The sequence below is a fragment of the Pseudomonas sp. FG29 genome (assembly GCF_057809355.1).
In genome coordinates, this window is sequence record NZ_JBMDJU010000001.1 from 86,769 (window position 1) to 103,170 (window position 16,402).

Annotated in this window: 18 protein-coding genes; all 18 read left to right on the forward strand. The window is 62.6% G+C overall.

Annotated elements, in window-relative coordinates:
- The first annotated feature begins 21 nt into the window (after positions 1–21).
- The 18 genes from ACODS1_RS00495 to ACODS1_RS00580 all read left to right on the forward strand — a co-directional run bounded on the left by ACODS1_RS00495 (position 22) and on the right by ACODS1_RS00580 (position 16,396).
- A complete protein-coding gene (locus tag ACODS1_RS00495; RefSeq protein WP_489084107.1) occupies positions 22–1,236 on the forward strand; it encodes an IscS subfamily cysteine desulfurase in 1,215 nt (404 codons plus the stop codon).
- Positions 1,237–1,309: 73 nt separating this feature from the next.
- Positions 1,310–1,696, forward strand: a complete 387-nt coding sequence (iscU, locus tag ACODS1_RS00500) for a Fe-S cluster assembly scaffold IscU (protein WP_322981125.1) — start codon at positions 1,310–1,312, stop codon at positions 1,694–1,696.
- Between the two features lie 13 nt (positions 1,697–1,709).
- Positions 1,710–2,033 carry an iron-sulfur cluster assembly protein IscA gene (iscA, locus tag ACODS1_RS00505; protein ID WP_268178766.1) on the forward strand — a complete coding sequence of 108 codons (324 nt, stop codon included), beginning with the start codon at positions 1,710–1,712 and terminating at the stop codon, positions 2,031–2,033.
- A 7-nt stretch (positions 2,034–2,040) separates the two neighbouring features.
- Positions 2,041–2,562 (forward strand): co-chaperone HscB, encoded by a 522-nt coding sequence (hscB, locus tag ACODS1_RS00510; protein WP_489084108.1) that lies wholly within the window; start codon positions 2,041–2,043, stop codon positions 2,560–2,562.
- A 44-nt stretch (positions 2,563–2,606) separates the two neighbouring features.
- Positions 2,607–4,472: a Fe-S protein assembly chaperone HscA gene (gene hscA / locus ACODS1_RS00515; protein ID WP_489084109.1), complete on the forward strand. Its 1,866-nt coding sequence runs from the start codon at positions 2,607–2,609 to the stop codon at positions 4,470–4,472.
- A 3-nt stretch (positions 4,473–4,475) separates the two neighbouring features.
- Complete coding sequence (gene fdx, locus ACODS1_RS00520; RefSeq protein WP_322981122.1) at positions 4,476–4,817, forward strand: ISC system 2Fe-2S type ferredoxin; 342 nt, start codon at positions 4,476–4,478, stop codon at positions 4,815–4,817.
- An 18-nt stretch (positions 4,818–4,835) separates the two neighbouring features.
- The gene (iscX, locus tag ACODS1_RS00525) at positions 4,836–5,036 is read left to right on the forward strand and encodes a Fe-S cluster assembly protein IscX (protein WP_037001993.1); all 201 of its coding nucleotides are present in this window, start codon (positions 4,836–4,838) and stop codon (positions 5,034–5,036) included.
- A 103-nt stretch (positions 5,037–5,139) separates the two neighbouring features.
- Complete coding sequence (gene ndk / locus ACODS1_RS00530; protein WP_072426064.1) at positions 5,140–5,571, forward strand: nucleoside-diphosphate kinase; 432 nt, start codon at positions 5,140–5,142, stop codon at positions 5,569–5,571.
- Positions 5,572–5,597: 26 nt separating this feature from the next.
- On the forward strand, positions 5,598–6,740 hold the full coding sequence (rlmN, locus tag ACODS1_RS00535; protein ID WP_322981121.1) for a dual-specificity RNA methyltransferase RlmN: 1,143 nt from the start codon (positions 5,598–5,600) through the stop codon (positions 6,738–6,740).
- Between the two features lie 14 nt (positions 6,741–6,754).
- Positions 6,755–7,516: a type IV pilus biogenesis/stability protein PilW gene (gene pilW / locus ACODS1_RS00540; protein WP_322981120.1), complete on the forward strand. Its 762-nt coding sequence runs from the start codon at positions 6,755–6,757 to the stop codon at positions 7,514–7,516.
- The gene (locus tag ACODS1_RS00545) at positions 7,513–8,493 is read left to right on the forward strand and encodes a RodZ domain-containing protein (protein ID WP_489084110.1); all 981 of its coding nucleotides are present in this window, start codon (positions 7,513–7,515) and stop codon (positions 8,491–8,493) included. Before pilW ends, ACODS1_RS00545 begins: the two co-directional genes overlap by 4 nt.
- A gap of 3 nt (positions 8,494–8,496) precedes the next feature.
- Entirely contained in the window at positions 8,497–9,609 is a 1,113-nt protein-coding gene (gene ispG, locus ACODS1_RS00550; RefSeq protein ID WP_489084111.1) for a flavodoxin-dependent (E)-4-hydroxy-3-methylbut-2-enyl-diphosphate synthase, read from the forward strand.
- Positions 9,610–9,632: 23 nt separating this feature from the next.
- Complete coding sequence (gene hisS / locus ACODS1_RS00555) at positions 9,633–10,922, forward strand: histidine--tRNA ligase (protein WP_489084112.1); 1,290 nt, start codon at positions 9,633–9,635, stop codon at positions 10,920–10,922.
- 32 nt (positions 10,923–10,954) lie between these two features.
- Positions 10,955–11,593, forward strand: a complete 639-nt coding sequence (locus tag ACODS1_RS00560; RefSeq protein WP_322981116.1) for a tetratricopeptide repeat protein — start codon at positions 10,955–10,957, stop codon at positions 11,591–11,593.
- Positions 11,586–12,737 carry an outer membrane protein assembly factor BamB gene (bamB, locus tag ACODS1_RS00565; RefSeq protein ID WP_322981115.1) on the forward strand — a complete coding sequence of 384 codons (1,152 nt, stop codon included), beginning with the start codon at positions 11,586–11,588 and terminating at the stop codon, positions 12,735–12,737. The genes ACODS1_RS00560 and bamB overlap by 8 nt, the downstream gene beginning before the upstream one ends.
- A 100-nt stretch (positions 12,738–12,837) precedes the next feature.
- Positions 12,838–14,313, forward strand: coding sequence for a ribosome biogenesis GTPase Der (gene der / locus ACODS1_RS00570; RefSeq protein WP_322981114.1), 1,476 nt, complete (start codon positions 12,838–12,840; stop codon positions 14,311–14,313).
- Positions 14,314–14,391: 78 nt separating this feature from the next.
- A complete protein-coding gene (locus ACODS1_RS00575) occupies positions 14,392–15,540 on the forward strand; it encodes a pyridoxal phosphate-dependent aminotransferase (protein WP_489084113.1) in 1,149 nt (382 codons plus the stop codon).
- Positions 15,541–15,613: 73 nt separating this feature from the next.
- Positions 15,614–16,396 (forward strand): amidohydrolase, encoded by a 783-nt coding sequence (locus ACODS1_RS00580; protein ID WP_322981112.1) that lies wholly within the window; start codon positions 15,614–15,616, stop codon positions 16,394–16,396.
- Positions 16,397–16,402 lie beyond the last annotated feature (6 nt).

Below are 16,402 nucleotides of genomic sequence, written 5' to 3' on the forward strand. Positions count from 1 at the left end.
TTGCCTGATAGGAGAAACCCAATGAAATTGCCGATCTACCTCGATTATTCCGCCACTACACCGGTTGATCCGCGTGTTGCGCAGAAGATGAGCGAGTGTCTGCTGGTCGATGGTAACTTCGGCAACCCGGCCTCGCGCTCTCACGTCTTTGGCTGGAAAGCCGAGGAAGCCGTGGAAAACGCACGTCGTCAGGTTGCCGAGCTGGTCAATGCCGACCCGCGTGAAATCGTCTGGACCAGTGGCGCCACCGAGTCCAACAACCTGGCCATCAAGGGTGTAGCGCACTTCTACGCCAGCAAGGGCAAGCACATCATCACCTCGAAGATCGAGCACAAGGCGGTGCTGGACACCACGCGCCAACTGGAGCGTGAAGGCTTCGAGGTCACTTATCTGGAGCCCGGTGAAGACGGTCTGATCACGCCGGCCATGGTCGAGGCCGCGCTGCGTGAAGACACCGTGTTGGTGTCGCTCATGCACGTCAACAACGAAATCGGCACCATCAACGACATCGCCGCCATTGGTGAGCTGACCCGCTCCCGCGGCGTGCTGCTGCATGTCGATGCGGCTCAGGCCACCGGCAAGGTGGAAATCGATCTGGAGAAGATGAAGGTCGATCTGATGTCCTTCTCCGCGCACAAGACTTATGGCCCGAAAGGTGTAGGTGCGCTGTACGTGCGCCGCAAGCCGCGCGTGCGTCTGGAAGCGCAGACTCATGGCGGTGGTCACGAGCGCGGCATGCGCTCCGGCACCCTGGCCACGCACCAGTGCGTCGGCATGGGTGAAGCCTTCCGTATCGCCAAGGAAGAAATGGTCGCCGAGAACCAGCGTATCGCGGCTCTGCGGGATCGCTTCTACCGTCAGCTCGAAAGCATGGAAGAGCTCTACGTCAACGGCAGCCTGACCGCTCGCGTACCGCACAACCTGAATCTGAGCTTCAACTACGTCGAAGGCGAGTCGCTGATCATGGCGCTCAAGGATCTGGCCGTGTCGTCCGGTTCCGCCTGCACCTCGGCCTCGCTTGAGCCCTCCTACGTGCTGCGTGCTCTGGGTCGTAACGACGAGCTGGCGCACAGTTCGATCCGTTTCACCTTCGGCCGCTTCACCACCGAAGAAGAAGTCGACTACGCCGCTGCCAAGGTTCGCGAAGCCGTGGACAAGCTGCGTGAGTTGTCGCCCCTGTGGGATATGTTCAAAGAAGGTGTCGACCTTTCCTCCGTGGAATGGGCAGCACACTGACAAGCTGCCGAGGCAGATCGCTGCAGAGGCGGTCTGCCTTAAGAGCGGCACCTGATGAGAGAGGAAGTACACCATGGCATACAGTGACAAGGTCATTGACCACTACGAAAATCCGCGCAACGTCGGCAAGCTGAACGCAGAAGATCCGGATGTCGGTACCGGCATGGTCGGTGCGCCGGCCTGCGGTGACGTCATGCGCTTGCAGATCAAGGTCAACGAGCAGGGCGTGATCGAAGACGCCAAGTTCAAGACCTACGGCTGCGGTTCGGCTATCGCCTCCAGCTCCCTCGCTACCGAGTGGATGAAGGGCAAGACCCTGGACGAGGCCGAGAGCATCAAGAACACCCAGCTGGCCGAAGAACTGGCGTTGCCGCCAGTGAAAATCCACTGCTCGGTACTCGCCGAGGACGCCATCAAGGCGGCCGTGCGCGATTACAAGCAGAAGAAAGGCTTGGCCTGAGGCGGGGTGCGTAATGGCCATCACCATGACTGAAGCAGCGGCCCGTCACGTCCAGCGCTCCCTCGAGGGGCGCGGCAAGGGCGAGGGCATTCGTCTCGGCGTGCGTACCACGGGCTGTTCCGGCCTGGCCTACGTGCTCGAGTTCGTCGATGAACTGGCGGCCGAGGATCAGGTGTTCGAGAACCACGGCGTCAAGGTGATCATCGATCCCAAGAGCCTGGTCTATCTCGATGGCACCGAGCTGGACTTCGTCAAGGAAGGGTTGAACGAAGGCTTCAAGTTCAACAACCCCAACGTGCGTGGCGAATGCGGCTGCGGCGAAAGCTTCAACGTCTGAGGTCGCTGTGGGTAAACCCTGTCATTTCGCCCTGTTCGACCTGCAGCCGGCCTTCCGCATCGATCTTGATCAGTTGGGTGTGCGCTACCGCGAGTTGGCTCGCCAGGTGCACCCTGATCGTTTCGCCGATGCCGACGAGCGCGAGCAGCGTCTGGCGCTGGAGCGCTCGGCGAGCCTCAACGAGGCTTATCAGGTGCTCAAGAGTCCTTCTCAGCGCGCTCGCTACCTGCTGACGCTGCGTGGCAGCGAGGTACCGCTCGAAGTCACCGTGCAGGATCCGGACTTCCTTCTGCAGCAGATGCAGTGGCGCGAAGAACTCGAAGAGTTGCAGGACGAGGCCGACCTCGCAGGTGTGGCCTCGTTCAAGCGCCGCCTCAAGCAGGCCCAGGAAGAACTGGGTGAGCGTTTTGCCGGCTGCTGGGATGACGAAGCCCGGCGCGAGGAAGCCGAGCGCCTGATGCGGCGCATGCAGTTCCTCGACAAGCTGTCTCATGAAGTGCGCCAGTTGGAAGAGCGCCTCGACGACTAACCGTGGGCTGCGCAGGCAGCCTGCCCGATGATTTCAGAGCGACCATGGCCTTATTGCAGATCGCCGAGCCAGGACAGAGCCCGCAGCCCCATCAGCGTCGTCTGGCGGTGGGTATCGACCTGGGTACCACCAACTCCTTAGTTGCTGCCGTGCGCAGCGGTCTGGCCGAACCCTTGGCCGACGCGGCGGGGGCGGTGATTCTGCCTTCGGCTGTGCGTTACCTCGATGCCGGTATTGAAGTGGGCGAGGCGGCCAAGCGGGCTGCGGCGCAGGATCCCTTCAATACCGTGGTTTCGGTCAAGCGTCTGATGGGGCGCGGCCTTGCTGATGTCCATCAATTGGGCGAGCAGTTGCCTTATCGCTTCAGTGTCGGCGAGTCGCACATGCCGTTCATCGAGACGGTGCAGGGCGCGAAGAGCCCGGTCGAGATTTCCGCTGAAATTCTCAAGACGCTGCGTCTGCGTGCCGAGCAGACCCTGGGTGGTGAGTTGGTCGGGGCGGTGATCACCGTGCCTGCCTATTTCGACGACGCCCAGCGTCAGGCCACCAAGGACGCCGCGCGTCTGGCGGGGCTCAACGTGCTGCGTCTACTCAACGAGCCGACCGCCGCCGCTGTCGCCTATGGCCTCGATCAGAAGGCCGAGGGCGTGGTTGCGATATATGACCTGGGCGGCGGTACCTTCGATATTTCCATTCTGCGTTTGACCGGCGGGGTCTTCGAAGTGCTGGCTACCGGTGGCGACAGCGCCCTGGGTGGTGATGACTTCGATCATGCCGTGGCGGATTGGGTGATCGCGCAGGCCGGGCTGTCCAGTGATCTGGATCCGTCGGCTCAGCGCAGTCTGCTGCAGGCTGCCTGTGCCGCCAAGGAAGCGCTGACCGCTGAAGCGAGTATCGAAATCACCTATGGCGACTGGCGCGGCACGCTGACCCGCGAGGTCTTCGACGCGCTGATCGAGCCCATGGTGGCGCGCAGCCTCAAGGCCTGCCGTCGCGCCGTGCGTGATTCTGGCGTCGAGCTGGAAGAGGTTGGCGCGGTGGTGATGGTGGGTGGTTCGACCCGCGTGCCCTGTGTTCGTCAGGCGGTGGCGGAGCTGTTCGGTCGCCAGCCGCTGACCAATATCGACCCTGATCAGGTGGTCGCCATCGGTGCGGCGATTCAGGCCGATACCCTGGCGGGCAACAAGCGCGACGACGGTGAAGAGCTGCTGTTGCTCGACGTGATTCCGCTGTCGCTCGGCCTGGAAACCATGGGCGGGTTGATGGAAAAGGTGATTCCACGCAACACCACCATCCCGGTGGCGCGTGCGCAGGATTTCACCACCTACAAGGATGGCCAGACGGCCATGATGATTCACGTGCTGCAGGGCGAGCGCGAGCTGATCAGCGGCTGCCGTTCGCTGGCGCGCTTCGAGCTGCGCGGCATTCCGCCGATGGTGGCTGGTGCTGCGAAGATTCGCGTCACCTTTCAGGTCGACGCCGACGGTTTGCTCAGTGTTGCCGCGCGTGAGCTGGCCTCCGGTGTCGAGGCGAGCATTCAGGTCAAACCGTCCTATGGCCTGACCGATGGCGAGATCGCCCGCATGCTGCAGGATTCCTTCCAGAATGCCGGCGGTGACAAGGCGGCGCGCGCGCTGCGCGAGCAGCAGGTCGATGCCGAGCGTCTGCTCGAAGCTGTCCAGGCCGCGTTGGATGTCGACGGCGATCGTTTGCTGGATGCCGAAGAGCGTCTGGCCATCGAGGCGCAGATTGATGTGCTGCGGGAGCAGGTCGCTGGCGATGACGTGCACCTCATCGAGCAGCAGACCAAGCGCCTGAGTCAAATTACCGATGCCTTCGCGGCGCGCCGGATGGACGCCAGCGTCAAGGCGGCCCTGGCAGGCCGCAGCCTTAACGAGATCGAGGAATAACCCATGCCACAGGTGATTTTTCTGCCGCACGAGCGTTTCTGCCCGGAAGGCCTGGTGGTCGAGGCCGAGCCCGGTATCTCCATTCTGGAGCTGGCGCACGAGCACCATATCGAGATGGAAAGTGCCTGCGGTGGCGTGTGTGCCTGCACCACTTGTCACTGCATCGTGCGTGAAGGTTTCGATTCGCTGAACGAAGCCGACGAGCTGGAAGAGGACTATCTGGACAAGGCCTGGGGGCTTGAGGCGCAGTCCCGTTTGGCGTGCCAGGCCATCGTCGGCGAGGAAGACCTCACCGTCGAGATTCCCAAGTATTCGCTGAATCACGCGGCCGAAGCGCCGCACTGACCTCCGGAGAGCGTCGTCATGAGTTTGAAGTGGGCCGATGTGCTGGATATCGCCATCGAACTGAGTGAGCAGAAGCCGGACGTCGATCCGCGTTACGTGAACTTCGTCGATTTGCACCGCTGGGTGGTGTCGTTGCCGCAGTTCTCCGATGACCCGCAGCGCGGGGGGGAGAAGGTGCTGGAGGCGATACAGGCCGCCTGGATCGAAGAACTCGATTGAAACAGGCGCTTACGGCGCCTGCCCTACGCTTTTAACCGGAACCCGCGTATAATTCGCGGGTTTAATTTTTCGCTTTAACCCTAAGTTTCTCTGGAGCTACACAATGGCCGTTCAACGTACTTTCTCCATCATCAAGCCTGACGCTGTCGCCAAGAACGTCATCGGTGAGATCACCACCCGTTTCGAAAAGGCCGGCCTGCGCGTCGTGGCTTCGAAGATGGTGCAACTGTCCGAGCGTGAAGCTGCTGGCTTCTACGCCGAGCACAGCGAGCGCGGCTTCTTCAAGGATCTGGTTGCTTTCATGACTTCCGGCCCGGTTATCGTTCAGGTTCTGGAAGGCGAAGACGCCGTCCTGAAAAACCGTGAGCTGATGGGCGCGACCAACCCGAAAGAAGCGGCTGCCGGCACCATCCGCGCCGATTTCGCCGTTTCCATCGACGAGAACGCCGTTCACGGTTCGGATTCTGAAGCCTCCGCTGCTCGCGAGATCGCTTACTTCTTCTCCGCTACCGAGCTGTGCGCGCGCATTCGCTGATTGGCGAATGAAGCGAGGGTGAAGCCATGACCAATACCACCGGCAAGATCAACCTGCTGGGCCTGACCCAGCCGGAAATGGAACAGTTCTTCGAGTCCATTGGCGAGAAGCGCTTCCGTGCCGGCCAGGTAATGAAGTGGATTCACCACTTTGGCGTCGATGATTTCGCCGCCATGACCAATGTCGGCAAGGCCTTGCGCGAGAAGCTCGAGGCCTCTGCCGAGATTCGCGGCCCGGAAGTGGTCAGCGAAAATATTTCTGCCGATGGCACGCGCAAGTGGGTGGTGCGTGTGGCGTCGGGTAGCTGCGTGGAAACGGTCTACATCCCGCAGAACGGCCGCGGCACCCTGTGTGTGTCGTCGCAGGCCGGTTGTGCCCTGGATTGCAGTTTCTGCTCCACCGGCAAGCAAGGTTTCAACAGCGACCTGACCAGTGCCGAGATCATTGGCCAGGTATGGATCGCCAACAAGTCCTTCGGCACCGTGCCGGCGAAGATCGATCGCGCCATCACCAACGTGGTGATGATGGGCATGGGCGAGCCGTTGCTGAACTTCGACAACGTCGTTTCCGCCATGCAGATCATGATGGACGACCTCGGCTACGGCATTTCCAAGCGCAAGGTGACGCTGTCCACCTCTGGCGTGGTGCCGATGATCGACAAGCTGGCCGAAGTCATCGACGTATCCCTGGCACTGTCGCTGCACGCGCCCAACGACGAGTTGCGCAACCAGTTGGTGCCGATCAACAAGAAGTACCCGCTGGACATGTTGTTGGCGGCCTGCAAGCGCTACATCTCCAAGCTGGGCGAGAAACGCGTGCTGACCATCGAGTACACCTTGCTCAAGGGGGTGAACGATCAGCCCGAGCATGCTGAGCAGATGATCGCACTTCTGGCCGACGTACCTTGCAAGATCAACCTGATTCCGTTTAATCCATTCCCCTTCTCGGGTTACGAGCGGCCGAGCAATAACGCCATCCGCCGTTTCCAGGATCTGCTGCACAAGGCCGGGCACAATGTCACGGTGCGCACCACCCGTGGTGACGACATCGATGCCGCTTGTGGCCAGTTGGTTGGCCAGGTCATGGATCGTACCCGTCGCAGTGAGCGCTACATCGCCGTGCGCCAGTTGGCCGGTGACGCAGCGCCTGCTGCCGTCAACCGAAACTAGAAGAGAGGATGCCGATGCCCCTGCGCCCCAGCCTGCTGTTGTTACTGGTCAGTCTGCTCACCGCCTGTGTGACCACTGGCGATGTGGATCCCATGAAGACGGACAAGGGGCGCAAGGAGGCGGTGAACGCCTATGTGCAGCTGGGCATCGCCTATATCCAGCAAGGCGATACGCAGCGCGCCAAGGTGCCGCTGAAGAACGCGCTGGACATCGATTCCTCCAACGCCGACGCACACGCCGCGCTGGCCCTGGCCTTCCAGGTGGAAATGGAACCGAAGCTGGCCGACGAACATTACCGCAAGGCGCTGTCGCAGCGTCCTGATGATGCGCGACTGCTGAACAATTACGGTGGCTTCCTGTTCGAGCAGAAGCGTTACAAGGATGCCAACGAGATCTACCTCAAGGCCGCCGAAGACAATCTTTATCCGGAACGCTCGCGTGTGTTCGAGAACCTCGGCCTAACCGCCTTGCAGCTCGGTCAGCGCGAACAGGCCAAGGAATACTTCCAGCGCTCGTTGCGCCTGAGCAGCCGCCAACCCGGCGCTCTGCTGGAAATGGCGCAGCTGTCCTACGAGGATCGCGCCTATGTCCCTGCTCGTAGCTATTACGATGCCTACAGCGAACTGGCACCGCAGAACGCCCGCAGCCTGCTGCTGGGCGCTCGGCTCGCCGAAGTGTTCGAGGATCGTGACAAGGCTGCCAGTCTGGGGCTGCAGTTGAAACGCCTGTATCCGGCGTCTCAGGAATACCAGCAATACCAGTCGGGGAAACAATGAAAGCGGCGCAATCCGAAATCAGCCAGCCAATGGCAGGCAATCCAGGCGAGACCCTGCGTCAAGCGCGTGAGGCGAAGGGCTGGAGCGTCGCCGAAGTGGCTACCCAGCTCAACCTGACATCGCAGCGACTGTCGCAGCTCGAAGAAGGTGCCTTCGACAAGCTGCCCGGCACCACCTTCGCCCGTGGCTACATTCGCGCCTACGCCAAGTTGCTGGAGCTCGATCAGAACCGTCTGGTAATGGAGTTCGACCAGTTCACCGGCACCGATGCCACAGGTAGCAGCGTGCACGCATTGGGGCGTATCGAGGAGCCCGTGCGTTATTCGCAGAGCATCCTGCGACTGGTCAGTTTCCTGCTGCTGCTGGCTCTGGTGGGCGGTGGTTTCTTCTGGTGGCAGGACAAGGGCAGTGATACCGCGTTGCGCCTGCTCGACCAGGGCCTCGAGCATGTCGAGGTCGAGGCGGCCGATGGCACCACGGAAATTCATTCGCTGGCCGAGCCTGAGGATCAGGCTGTGGTCGATGCCCAGGTAGACGAGTCGAGTACCCCCTTGCTGCTTCCGACCGAACCGGGAGAAGAGGCGGAACCTGTTCAACCGACTACTGATCAAGCTCCGCAGGCGCCTGCTGCTGCCGAGGCGCCTCGTGCGAATCCGGCACTTTCGCCGGCGCAGCCCCAAGTGCCTGCTGTCGCTGCACAGCCGGCGAACGCTGCGCCTGTTGCCGCTGCTCCCGGGCAGGGGCAACTGAACGTTCAGTTCACCGCCGATTGCTGGACTCAGGTAACCGATGCCGATGGCAAGGTTCTGCTGAGTGGGCTCAAGCGTGCAGGTGATCAGTTGGCGCTGAGCGGCAAGGCGCCGCTGGAGCTGCGTCTGGGCTTCGCCCGCGGCGCCCAGGTGACCTACAACGGCCAAGGCGTGGACGTTGCGCCGCACATGACTGGCGAGACCGCTCGCCTGAAACTGGGGTTGTAAAGCATGCATTGCGAATCGCCGATCAAGCGCCGGCTGTCGCGCAAGATTTGGGTTGGCTCGGTACCGGTGGGCGGCGATGCGCCGATTGCCGTACAGAGCATGACCAACACCGACACCAACGATGTGGCGGCTACCGTGGCGCAGATTCGTCGTCTGGAAGATGCCGGCGCCGATATCGTGCGCGTTTCCGTGCCGGACATGGATGCTGCCGAGGCCTTTGGCCGGATCAAGCAGCAGGTGCGTGTGCCGCTGGTGGCCGACATCCACTTCGATTATCAGATCGCCCTGCGTGTGGCTGAGCTGGGCGTCGATTGTCTGCGCATCAATCCGGGCAACATCGGCCGCGAGGATCGCGTCAAGGCGGTGGTCGAAGCCGCTCGCGACAAGGGCATCCCGATCCGTATCGGCGTCAACGCCGGTTCGCTGGAAAAGGATCTGCAGAAGAAATATGGCGAGCCGACTCCCGAGGCCTTGGTCGAGTCCGCATTGCGCCATGTCGAGCATCTGGATCGTTTGAACTTCCCTGACTTCAAGGTCAGCGTGAAGGCTTCCGACGTGTTCATGGCGGTCGAGGCTTACCGCCTGCTGGCCAAGCAGATCGAGCAGCCGCTGCATCTGGGCATTACCGAAGCGGGTGGCCTGCGTTCCGGTACGGTGAAATCCGCCGTCGGCCTGGGCATGCTGCTGGCCGAAGGCATTGGCGATACCATCCGCATCTCCCTGGCTGCCGATCCGGTGGAAGAGATCAAGGTCGGCTTCGACATCCTCAAGTCCCTGCGTCTGCGTTCGCGTGGCATCAACTTCATCGCCTGCCCGAGCTGCTCGCGGCAGAACTTCGATGTGGTCAAGACCATGAACGAGCTGGAGGCGCGCGTCGAGGATCTGCTGGTGCCGCTGGATGTTGCCGTGATCGGCTGTGTGGTCAATGGCCCTGGCGAAGCCAAGGAGGCGCATATCGGCCTCACCGGCGGTAGCCCGAACAACCTGGTTTATATCGATGGCAAACCCGCCTCGAAGCTGACCAACGAAAACCTGGTGGATGAGCTGGAGAGGCTCATCCGCGACAAGGCGGCCGAGAAGGCCGCCGCCGATGCTGCCGTGATCGTGCGTAGCTGATCGCTGCGCTTTAAGGATTCTTAGTGAGCAAGTCCCTGCAAGCCATTCGTGGCATGAACGACATCCTGCCGGAGCAGACGCCTGCCTGGCGCTACCTGGAAAGTACCCTGGCCAGCCTGCTCGATGGCTATGGCTACAAGGAAATCCGCCTGCCCATCGTCGAGTACACCGAGTTGTTCGCTCGCGGTATCGGCGAAGGTACCGACGTGGTCGACAAGGAGATGTACACCTTCCTCGATCGCAACGAAGAGTCCCTGACTCTGCGCCCTGAAGGCACTGCGGGTTGCGTGCGTGCCGTGCTCGAACATGGTCTGGCCGGTGGTGGCCAGGTGCAGAAGCTGTGGTACGCCGGCCCCATGTTCCGCTACGAGAAGCCGCAAAAGGGCCGCTATCGCCAGTTCCACCAGGTCGGTGTGGAAGCCTTCAACCTGCCAGGCCCGGATGTTGATGCCGAGTTGATCGTGCTCACCTGGCGACTGTGGAAAAAACTCGGCCTGGCCGATGCGGTGACCCTGCAGCTCAACAGCCTGGGTTCCAGCGAGGCGCGCGCGGCCTATCGCGATGCGCTGGTGGCTTACCTGCAAGAGCGTTTCGACCAGCTCGACGAAGACAGTCAGCGCCGCATGACCACCAACCCGCTGCGCATCCTCGACAGCAAGAATGAGGCGACGCAAGCCGTGCTGGTCGGCGCCCCCACTCTGGGTGACTACCTCGACGAGGAATCGCGCTTGCACTTCGAGGGCGTCAAGGCGCGCCTGGATGCGGCCGGTATCGCCTATCAGATCAATCACAAGCTGGTGCGTGGTCTGGATTACTACAACCGCACTGTATTCGAGTGGGTCACCGACAAGCTCGGTGCTCAGGGCACGGTGTGCGCCGGTGGTCGTTACGACGGCCTGGTCTCCATGCTGGGTGGCAAGGCCACACCGGGTGTCGGTTTCGCCATGGGCGTCGAGCGCCTGGTGCTGCTGTTGGAGACTCTGGAGCTGTTGCCGGCCGATCTCAATCGCGCCGCCGATGCCTACATCTGCGCCTTTGGCGAGGCCGCCGAGCTGGCCGCGCTGACGCTGGCCGAGCACCTGCGTGACGAAGTGCCGGGGCTGCGTCTGTTGCTCAACTCCGGTGGTGGCAGTTTCAAGAGCCAGTTCAAGAAGGCCGACAAGAGCGGTGCACGCTATGCACTGATTCTGGGGGACGACGAACTGGCAGGCCGCGTGGTAGGTTGCAAGCCGCTGCGCGACGACAGTGAACAACAAAGCGTTGCCTGGGATGCTCTGGCCGAGCATCTGGCTGCCTGCCTTCAGCACGCCTGAGCAGGCTCTCGATTAGGAGTACGGGGTTAGACATGCAGACCGAAGACGAACAGATCGCGCAAATAAAGGACTGGTGGGATCGCAATGGCAAGCCTCTGCTCGCCGGTGGCGTGCTGGCGCTGGTGGCTGTGGTCGGCTGGCAGGGCTGGCACAAGTACCAGACCAATCAGGCCCAGGGCGCGTCCGTGCTCTATCAGGAACTGCTGGAAACGGCGCTGGATCCGTCCGGCAAACCGGATGCTGCCAGGGTCGCCGAGATCAGCAGCAAGCTCGAGAGCCAGTACGGTGGCACGCATTACGCCCAGTATGGTCGTCTGTTCGTGGCCAAAGTCGCGGTCGAAGCGGGCAAACTGGATGACGCCGCCGTCGAACTGCAGGCCGTTGTCGACAAGCCGGCCGACGCCACTCTCGGTGAGCTGGCGCGTCAGCGTCTGGCCCGTGTGCTGGCCGCGCAGGACAAGGCCGATGCCGCACTGAAGCTCCTCGACGCCAAGGTCGACGATGCTTTCGTGGCCAGCCGTGAAGAACTCAAGGGTGACCTGCTGGTGCAACTGGGGCGTAGCGATGATGCGCATACCGCCTACCAGAAGGCCAAGGATGCCCTGGCAGAAGATGCCGCCGTTGGCGGTTTGCAGATGAAGCTGGACGACCTGGCTAAAGGGGATGCCTGACGTGATGCGTTGGAAGAATGCCGCACTGCTGGCCCTGGCCCTTCTGGCCGTGGGTTGCAGCAGCAATAGCAAGAAGGAACTGCCACCGGCCGAGCTGACTAAGTTCGACGAAGAAGTCGAGCTGCGCACCGAATGGAGCCGTTCGGTCGGTGATGGCCAGGGCGAAACCTTCAACATGCTGGTTCCGGCCATCGACGGCGAGGTGATCTATGCCGCCGACGTCGACGGTCTGGTCATGGCCATGGATCGCACCAGTGGCGACGTACTCTGGCGCAAGAAGCTCGACATCCCGGTCTCCGGTGCCATCGGCGCTGCCTATGGTCAGGTTCTGCTGGGCACGCTCAAGGGCGAAGTGATCGCGCTGGATGCCAGCAACGGCGAAGAACAATGGCGCTCGCGCGTGACCAGCGAAGTGCTGGCTGCGCCGGCCAGCAATGGTGACATCGTCGTGGTGCAGACTCAGGACGACCGCCTGATCGCATTCGACGCCAGCACCGGCAGCCAGCGCTGGATCGTCGAGAACACCCCGGCCGTGTTGACCCTGCGTGGCACTGGCGCACCGCTGGTGACCAACCGTCTGGTGGTCGCCGGGCTGTCCAGCGGCAAGGTCATCGCCGTCGACGCCCAGCGCGGCCTGCCGGTCTGGGAACAGCGCGTGGCCATTGCCCAGGGGCGTTCGGAGCTCGAGCGCGTGGTTGATATCGATGGCGGCCTGCTGCTGTCCGGTGGCACCGTGTATGCGGTGAGCTACCAGGGCCGTGTGGCGGCGATGGATCTGGAATCAGGTCGTATCCTTTGGCAGCGTGAGGCTTCCAGCTCGGTGGGCGTTGCCCAGGGCTTCGGTAACGTCTACGTCAGCCTGGCAAGCGGCACTGTCGAAGCCATTGACGAGCGCAGTGCCTCGGCACTGTGGAGCAACGAGTCGCTGGCACGCCGTCAACTGTCGGCACCGGCGGTGTTCTCCAGCTACGTGGCCGTGGGTGACTTCGAGGGTTACCTGCACCTGCTGAGTCAGGTCGATGGGCGTTTCGTCGGTCGTACCCGTATCGACAGCGACGGCCTGCGTGCCCAACCGCTGGTCGTGGGTGACTGGATGTACGTCTACGGCAACAGCGGCAAGCTGGTGGCCCTCAAGATCAAATGAAAGGCTATGCTGCCGGATACCCTCCGGTAGCACGCAACATCCTGGCCGCTGCCCCTGCAGCGGCCTTTGCATTTTCTGAATCAACCAAGTGGAGAGCCTGATGGTTCCCGTAATTGCCCTGGTGGGCCGGCCGAACGTCGGCAAATCCACACTGTTCAACCGCCTGACCCGCAGCCGCGACGCCATCGTCGGCGACCTTTCCGGTCTGACCCGCGACCGCCAGTACGGCGAGGCGAAGTGGCAGGGGCGTACCTACATCGTCATCGACACCGGCGGTATCTCCGGTGACGAGGAAGGCATCGACGCGAAGATGGCCGAGCAGTCGCTGCAGGCCATCGAAGAGGCCGATGCCGTGCTGTTCCTGGTAGACGCACGCGCCGGCATGACTGCCTCCGACCAGATGATCGGCGAGCACCTGCGTCGGCGTAACAAGCAGAGCTTTCTGGTGGTGAACAAGGTCGACAACCTCGACGTCGATCTGGCTCGCGCCGAATTCAGCCCCATGGGGCTGGGCGAGCCGCTGGCGATTGCCGGTGCTCATGGCCGTGGCATCACCCAGATGCTCGAAGTGGTGCTCGGCAGCTTCCCCAAGGATGCCGGCGAGCCGGAAGAGGGCGCTGAAGAGGAAGAAGTGCTCGAAGGCCAGGAAGCCGCGCGCATCCCCGGTCCGAGCGAAAAGGACGGCATCAAGCTGGCCATCATCGGCCGGCCGAACGTCGGCAAGTCCACGCTGGTCAACCGCATGCTCGGTGAGGAGCGGGTCATCGTCTATGACCAGGCCGGTACCACCCGCGACAGCATCTACATCCCCTTCGAGCGTGACGACGAGAAGTACACGCTGATCGACACCGCCGGCGTGCGTCGCCGCGGCAAGATCTTCGAGGCCGTGGAGAAGTTTTCCGTGGTCAAGACGCTGCAGGCCATCCAGGACTCCAACGTCGTGGTATTCGTCATGGACGCGCGCGAAGGCGTGGTCGACCATGACCTCAATCTGCTCGGCTTCGTGCTGGAAAGCGGCCGCGCGCTGGTCATCGCCCTGAACAAGTGGGACGGCATGGATCAGGGCCAGAAGGACTACGTGAAGACCGAGCTGGAGCGCCGGCTGTTCTTCGTCGACTTCGCCGACATCCACTTCATCTCCGCCCTGCATGGCACCGGCGTTGGCCATCTGTACAAGTCGGTACAGGCCTCGTTCAAATCGGCCATCACCCGCTGGCCGACCAGCCGCCTGACGCAGATTCTCGAAGACGCTGTCAGCGACCACGCACCGCCCCTGGTCAACGGCCGGCGCATCAAGCTGCGCTATGCCCACCTGGGCGGCGCCAACCCGCCGCTGATCGTGATCCACGGTAACCAGGTCGACGCCGTACCGCGTGCCTACACCCGTTACCTGGAAAACACCTATCGGCGCGTGCTCAAGCTGGTCGGCACGCCGATCCGCATCGAGTACAAGGGTGGCGAGAACCCCTTCGAGGGCAAGAAGAACACCCTCACCGACCGCCAGGTGAACAAGAAGCGCCGCCTGATGAGTCATCACAAGAAGGCCGAGAAGAAGCGCAGGGACAAGAAAAAATAGCCCCAGGCTTCAAGCTACAGGCTGCAGGCGATAAGCTTGGGCGCACTTTCCTGCACCCGGGGCTTGAAGCCTGTAGCCATGATTGTCAGCAAACTGCCCAACGTCGGCACCACCATCTTCACCCGCATGTCCCAGCTCGCTCTGGAGACCGGCGCGATCAATCTGTCCCAGGGTTTTCCCGACTTTGACGGGCCGCAGGCCCTGCGCGAGGCAGTGGCGCGGCACGTCATGGAAGGGCGAAACCAATACTGCCCAATGACTGGCCTGCCCACGCTGCGCCAGCAGGTGGCGGCGAAGATTGCCCGCAGCTATGGCGTGCAGCGCGATGCCGACAGCGAAATCACCATCACCCCCGGTGCCACCGAGGCGATCTTCTGCGCGGTGCAGGCACTGATCCGTGCCGGTGACGAAGCCATCGTCCTCGACCCCTGCTACGACAGTTACGAGCCCTCGGTTGAGCTGGCCGGTGGCCGCTGCGTGCATGTGCCGCTGGCACTGCCGGATTTCGCCGTGGACTGGCAACGCCTCGCCGATGCCATCACCCCGCGTACCCGGCTGATCTTCCTCAACTCGCCGCATAACCCCAGTGGTGCGCTGCTGAGTCTTGCCGATCTGGACAAGCTGGCTGAGCTGATTCGCGGGCGCGATATCCATGTGATCAGCGACGAGGTCTACGAACACCTGATCTACGACGGTGTGCCGCACGCCAGCGTGCTGGCTCACGATGAGCTGTATCAGCGTGCCTTCGTGGTCAGCTCCTTCGGCAAGACCTACCACGTCACCGGCTGGAAGACCGGCTACGTGGTGGCGCCGCCGGCATTGACTGCCGAACTGCGCAAGATCCACCAGTACGTCAACTTCTGCGGGGTAACCCCGCTGCAGTTCGCGCTGGCCGATTTCATGGCGGCGCACCCTGAGCACGTCGAAGAGCTGCCAGCCTTCTACCAGGCCAAGCGCGACCTGTTCTGCGACTTGCTGGCCGACTCGCGTTTCACCTTCAGCCGTGCGCCGGGCACTTACTTCCAGTTGGCCGACTACTCGGCGATTCGCCCCGATCTGGACGACGTGGCCATGGCCGAGTGGCTGACCCGTGAGCACGGCGTGGCGGCCATTCCCGTGTCGGTGTTCTACCAGTCGGCGCCTGCGGACATGCGCCTGGTGCGCTTCTGCTTCGCCAAGCGTGAGGAAACCTTGCGCCAGGCGGCCGAGAAGCTGTGCGCGGTGTGAGACTAGGGCGGGTGCAACCCGCCTCTGAGGAGTTGGCGGGTTTCACCCGCCCTACGGCGAGTGAGGCACCCCGATGAGCGACAAACCCGATCTCGAACTGGCGCTGATCCAGACCACCCTGGCCTGGCAGGATCCGGCGGCCAACCGTGAACATTTCCAGGCACTGCTGGAGCAGGCGCGCGGCGCCGATCTGGCGATCCTGCCGGAGATGTTCAGCACCGGTTTTTCCATGGAGTCGGCCGAACTGGCCGAGCCTGAGGATGGCCCGACCACGCGTTGGCTGCGCGAGCAGGCGCAGCGTATCGAGGCGGTGATCTGCGGCAGCCTGATCATCCAGGCAGCAGACGGCAGCTACCGCAATCGCCTGCTCTGGGCACGTCCAGACGGTTCGCTGGCGCATTACGACAAGCGTCACCTGTTCCGCATGGCCGGTGAGCACAAGCATTACAGCGCCGGTGACGAGCAGGTGGTGCTGGAACTCAAGGGCTGGCGCGTGCGTCCGTTGATCTGCTACGACCTGCGCTTCCCGGTGTGGAGCCGTGATGCGGCGGGTACTGATCTGCTGCTGTATACCGCCAACTGGCCAGGCGCGCGCCGTCAGCACTGGAACCGTCTGCTGCCTGCTCGGGCCATCGAGAACCTGTGTTACGTCGCGGCTGTGAACCGTGTCGGCGAGGACGGCAAGGGACACGCCTATACTGGCGACTCCCAGGTGCTGGATTTCCAGGGCGAGACGCTCGCGGGCGCCGGTGACGCTGACGGCGTATTGCGCGCTCGGCTCTCGGTCGAGGCGTTAGCGGCTTACCGCGAGCGCTTTCCGGCGCACCTGGATGCCGACACCTTCACCTTGAACTGATCTTGG

Coding starts and splice junctions, on each gene's coding strand:
- ACODS1_RS00580 (WP_322981112.1), top strand. CDS start 15,614: ATGAGCGACAAACCCGATCTCGAACTGGCGCTGATCCAGACCACCCTG.
- der (WP_322981114.1), top strand. CDS start 12,838: ATGGTTCCCGTAATTGCCCTGGTGGGCCGGCCGAACGTCGGCAAATCC.
- ACODS1_RS00495 (WP_489084107.1), top strand. CDS start 22: ATGAAATTGCCGATCTACCTCGATTATTCCGCCACTACACCGGTTGAT.
- ispG (WP_489084111.1), top strand. CDS start 8,497: ATGCATTGCGAATCGCCGATCAAGCGCCGGCTGTCGCGCAAGATTTGG.
- iscA (WP_268178766.1), top strand. CDS start 1,710: ATGGCCATCACCATGACTGAAGCAGCGGCCCGTCACGTCCAGCGCTCC.
- bamB (WP_322981115.1), top strand. CDS start 11,586: ATGCCTGACGTGATGCGTTGGAAGAATGCCGCACTGCTGGCCCTGGCC.
- pilW (WP_322981120.1), top strand. CDS start 6,755: ATGCCCCTGCGCCCCAGCCTGCTGTTGTTACTGGTCAGTCTGCTCACC.
- iscX (WP_037001993.1), top strand. CDS start 4,836: ATGAGTTTGAAGTGGGCCGATGTGCTGGATATCGCCATCGAACTGAGT.
- ACODS1_RS00575 (WP_489084113.1), top strand. CDS start 14,392: ATGATTGTCAGCAAACTGCCCAACGTCGGCACCACCATCTTCACCCGC.
- ACODS1_RS00560 (WP_322981116.1), top strand. CDS start 10,955: ATGCAGACCGAAGACGAACAGATCGCGCAAATAAAGGACTGGTGGGAT.
- rlmN (WP_322981121.1), top strand. CDS start 5,598: ATGACCAATACCACCGGCAAGATCAACCTGCTGGGCCTGACCCAGCCG.
- ndk (WP_072426064.1), top strand. CDS start 5,140: ATGGCCGTTCAACGTACTTTCTCCATCATCAAGCCTGACGCTGTCGCC.
- fdx (WP_322981122.1), top strand. CDS start 4,476: ATGCCACAGGTGATTTTTCTGCCGCACGAGCGTTTCTGCCCGGAAGGC.
- ACODS1_RS00545 (WP_489084110.1), top strand. CDS start 7,513: ATGAAAGCGGCGCAATCCGAAATCAGCCAGCCAATGGCAGGCAATCCA.
- iscU (WP_322981125.1), top strand. CDS start 1,310: ATGGCATACAGTGACAAGGTCATTGACCACTACGAAAATCCGCGCAAC.
- hscA (WP_489084109.1), top strand. CDS start 2,607: ATGGCCTTATTGCAGATCGCCGAGCCAGGACAGAGCCCGCAGCCCCAT.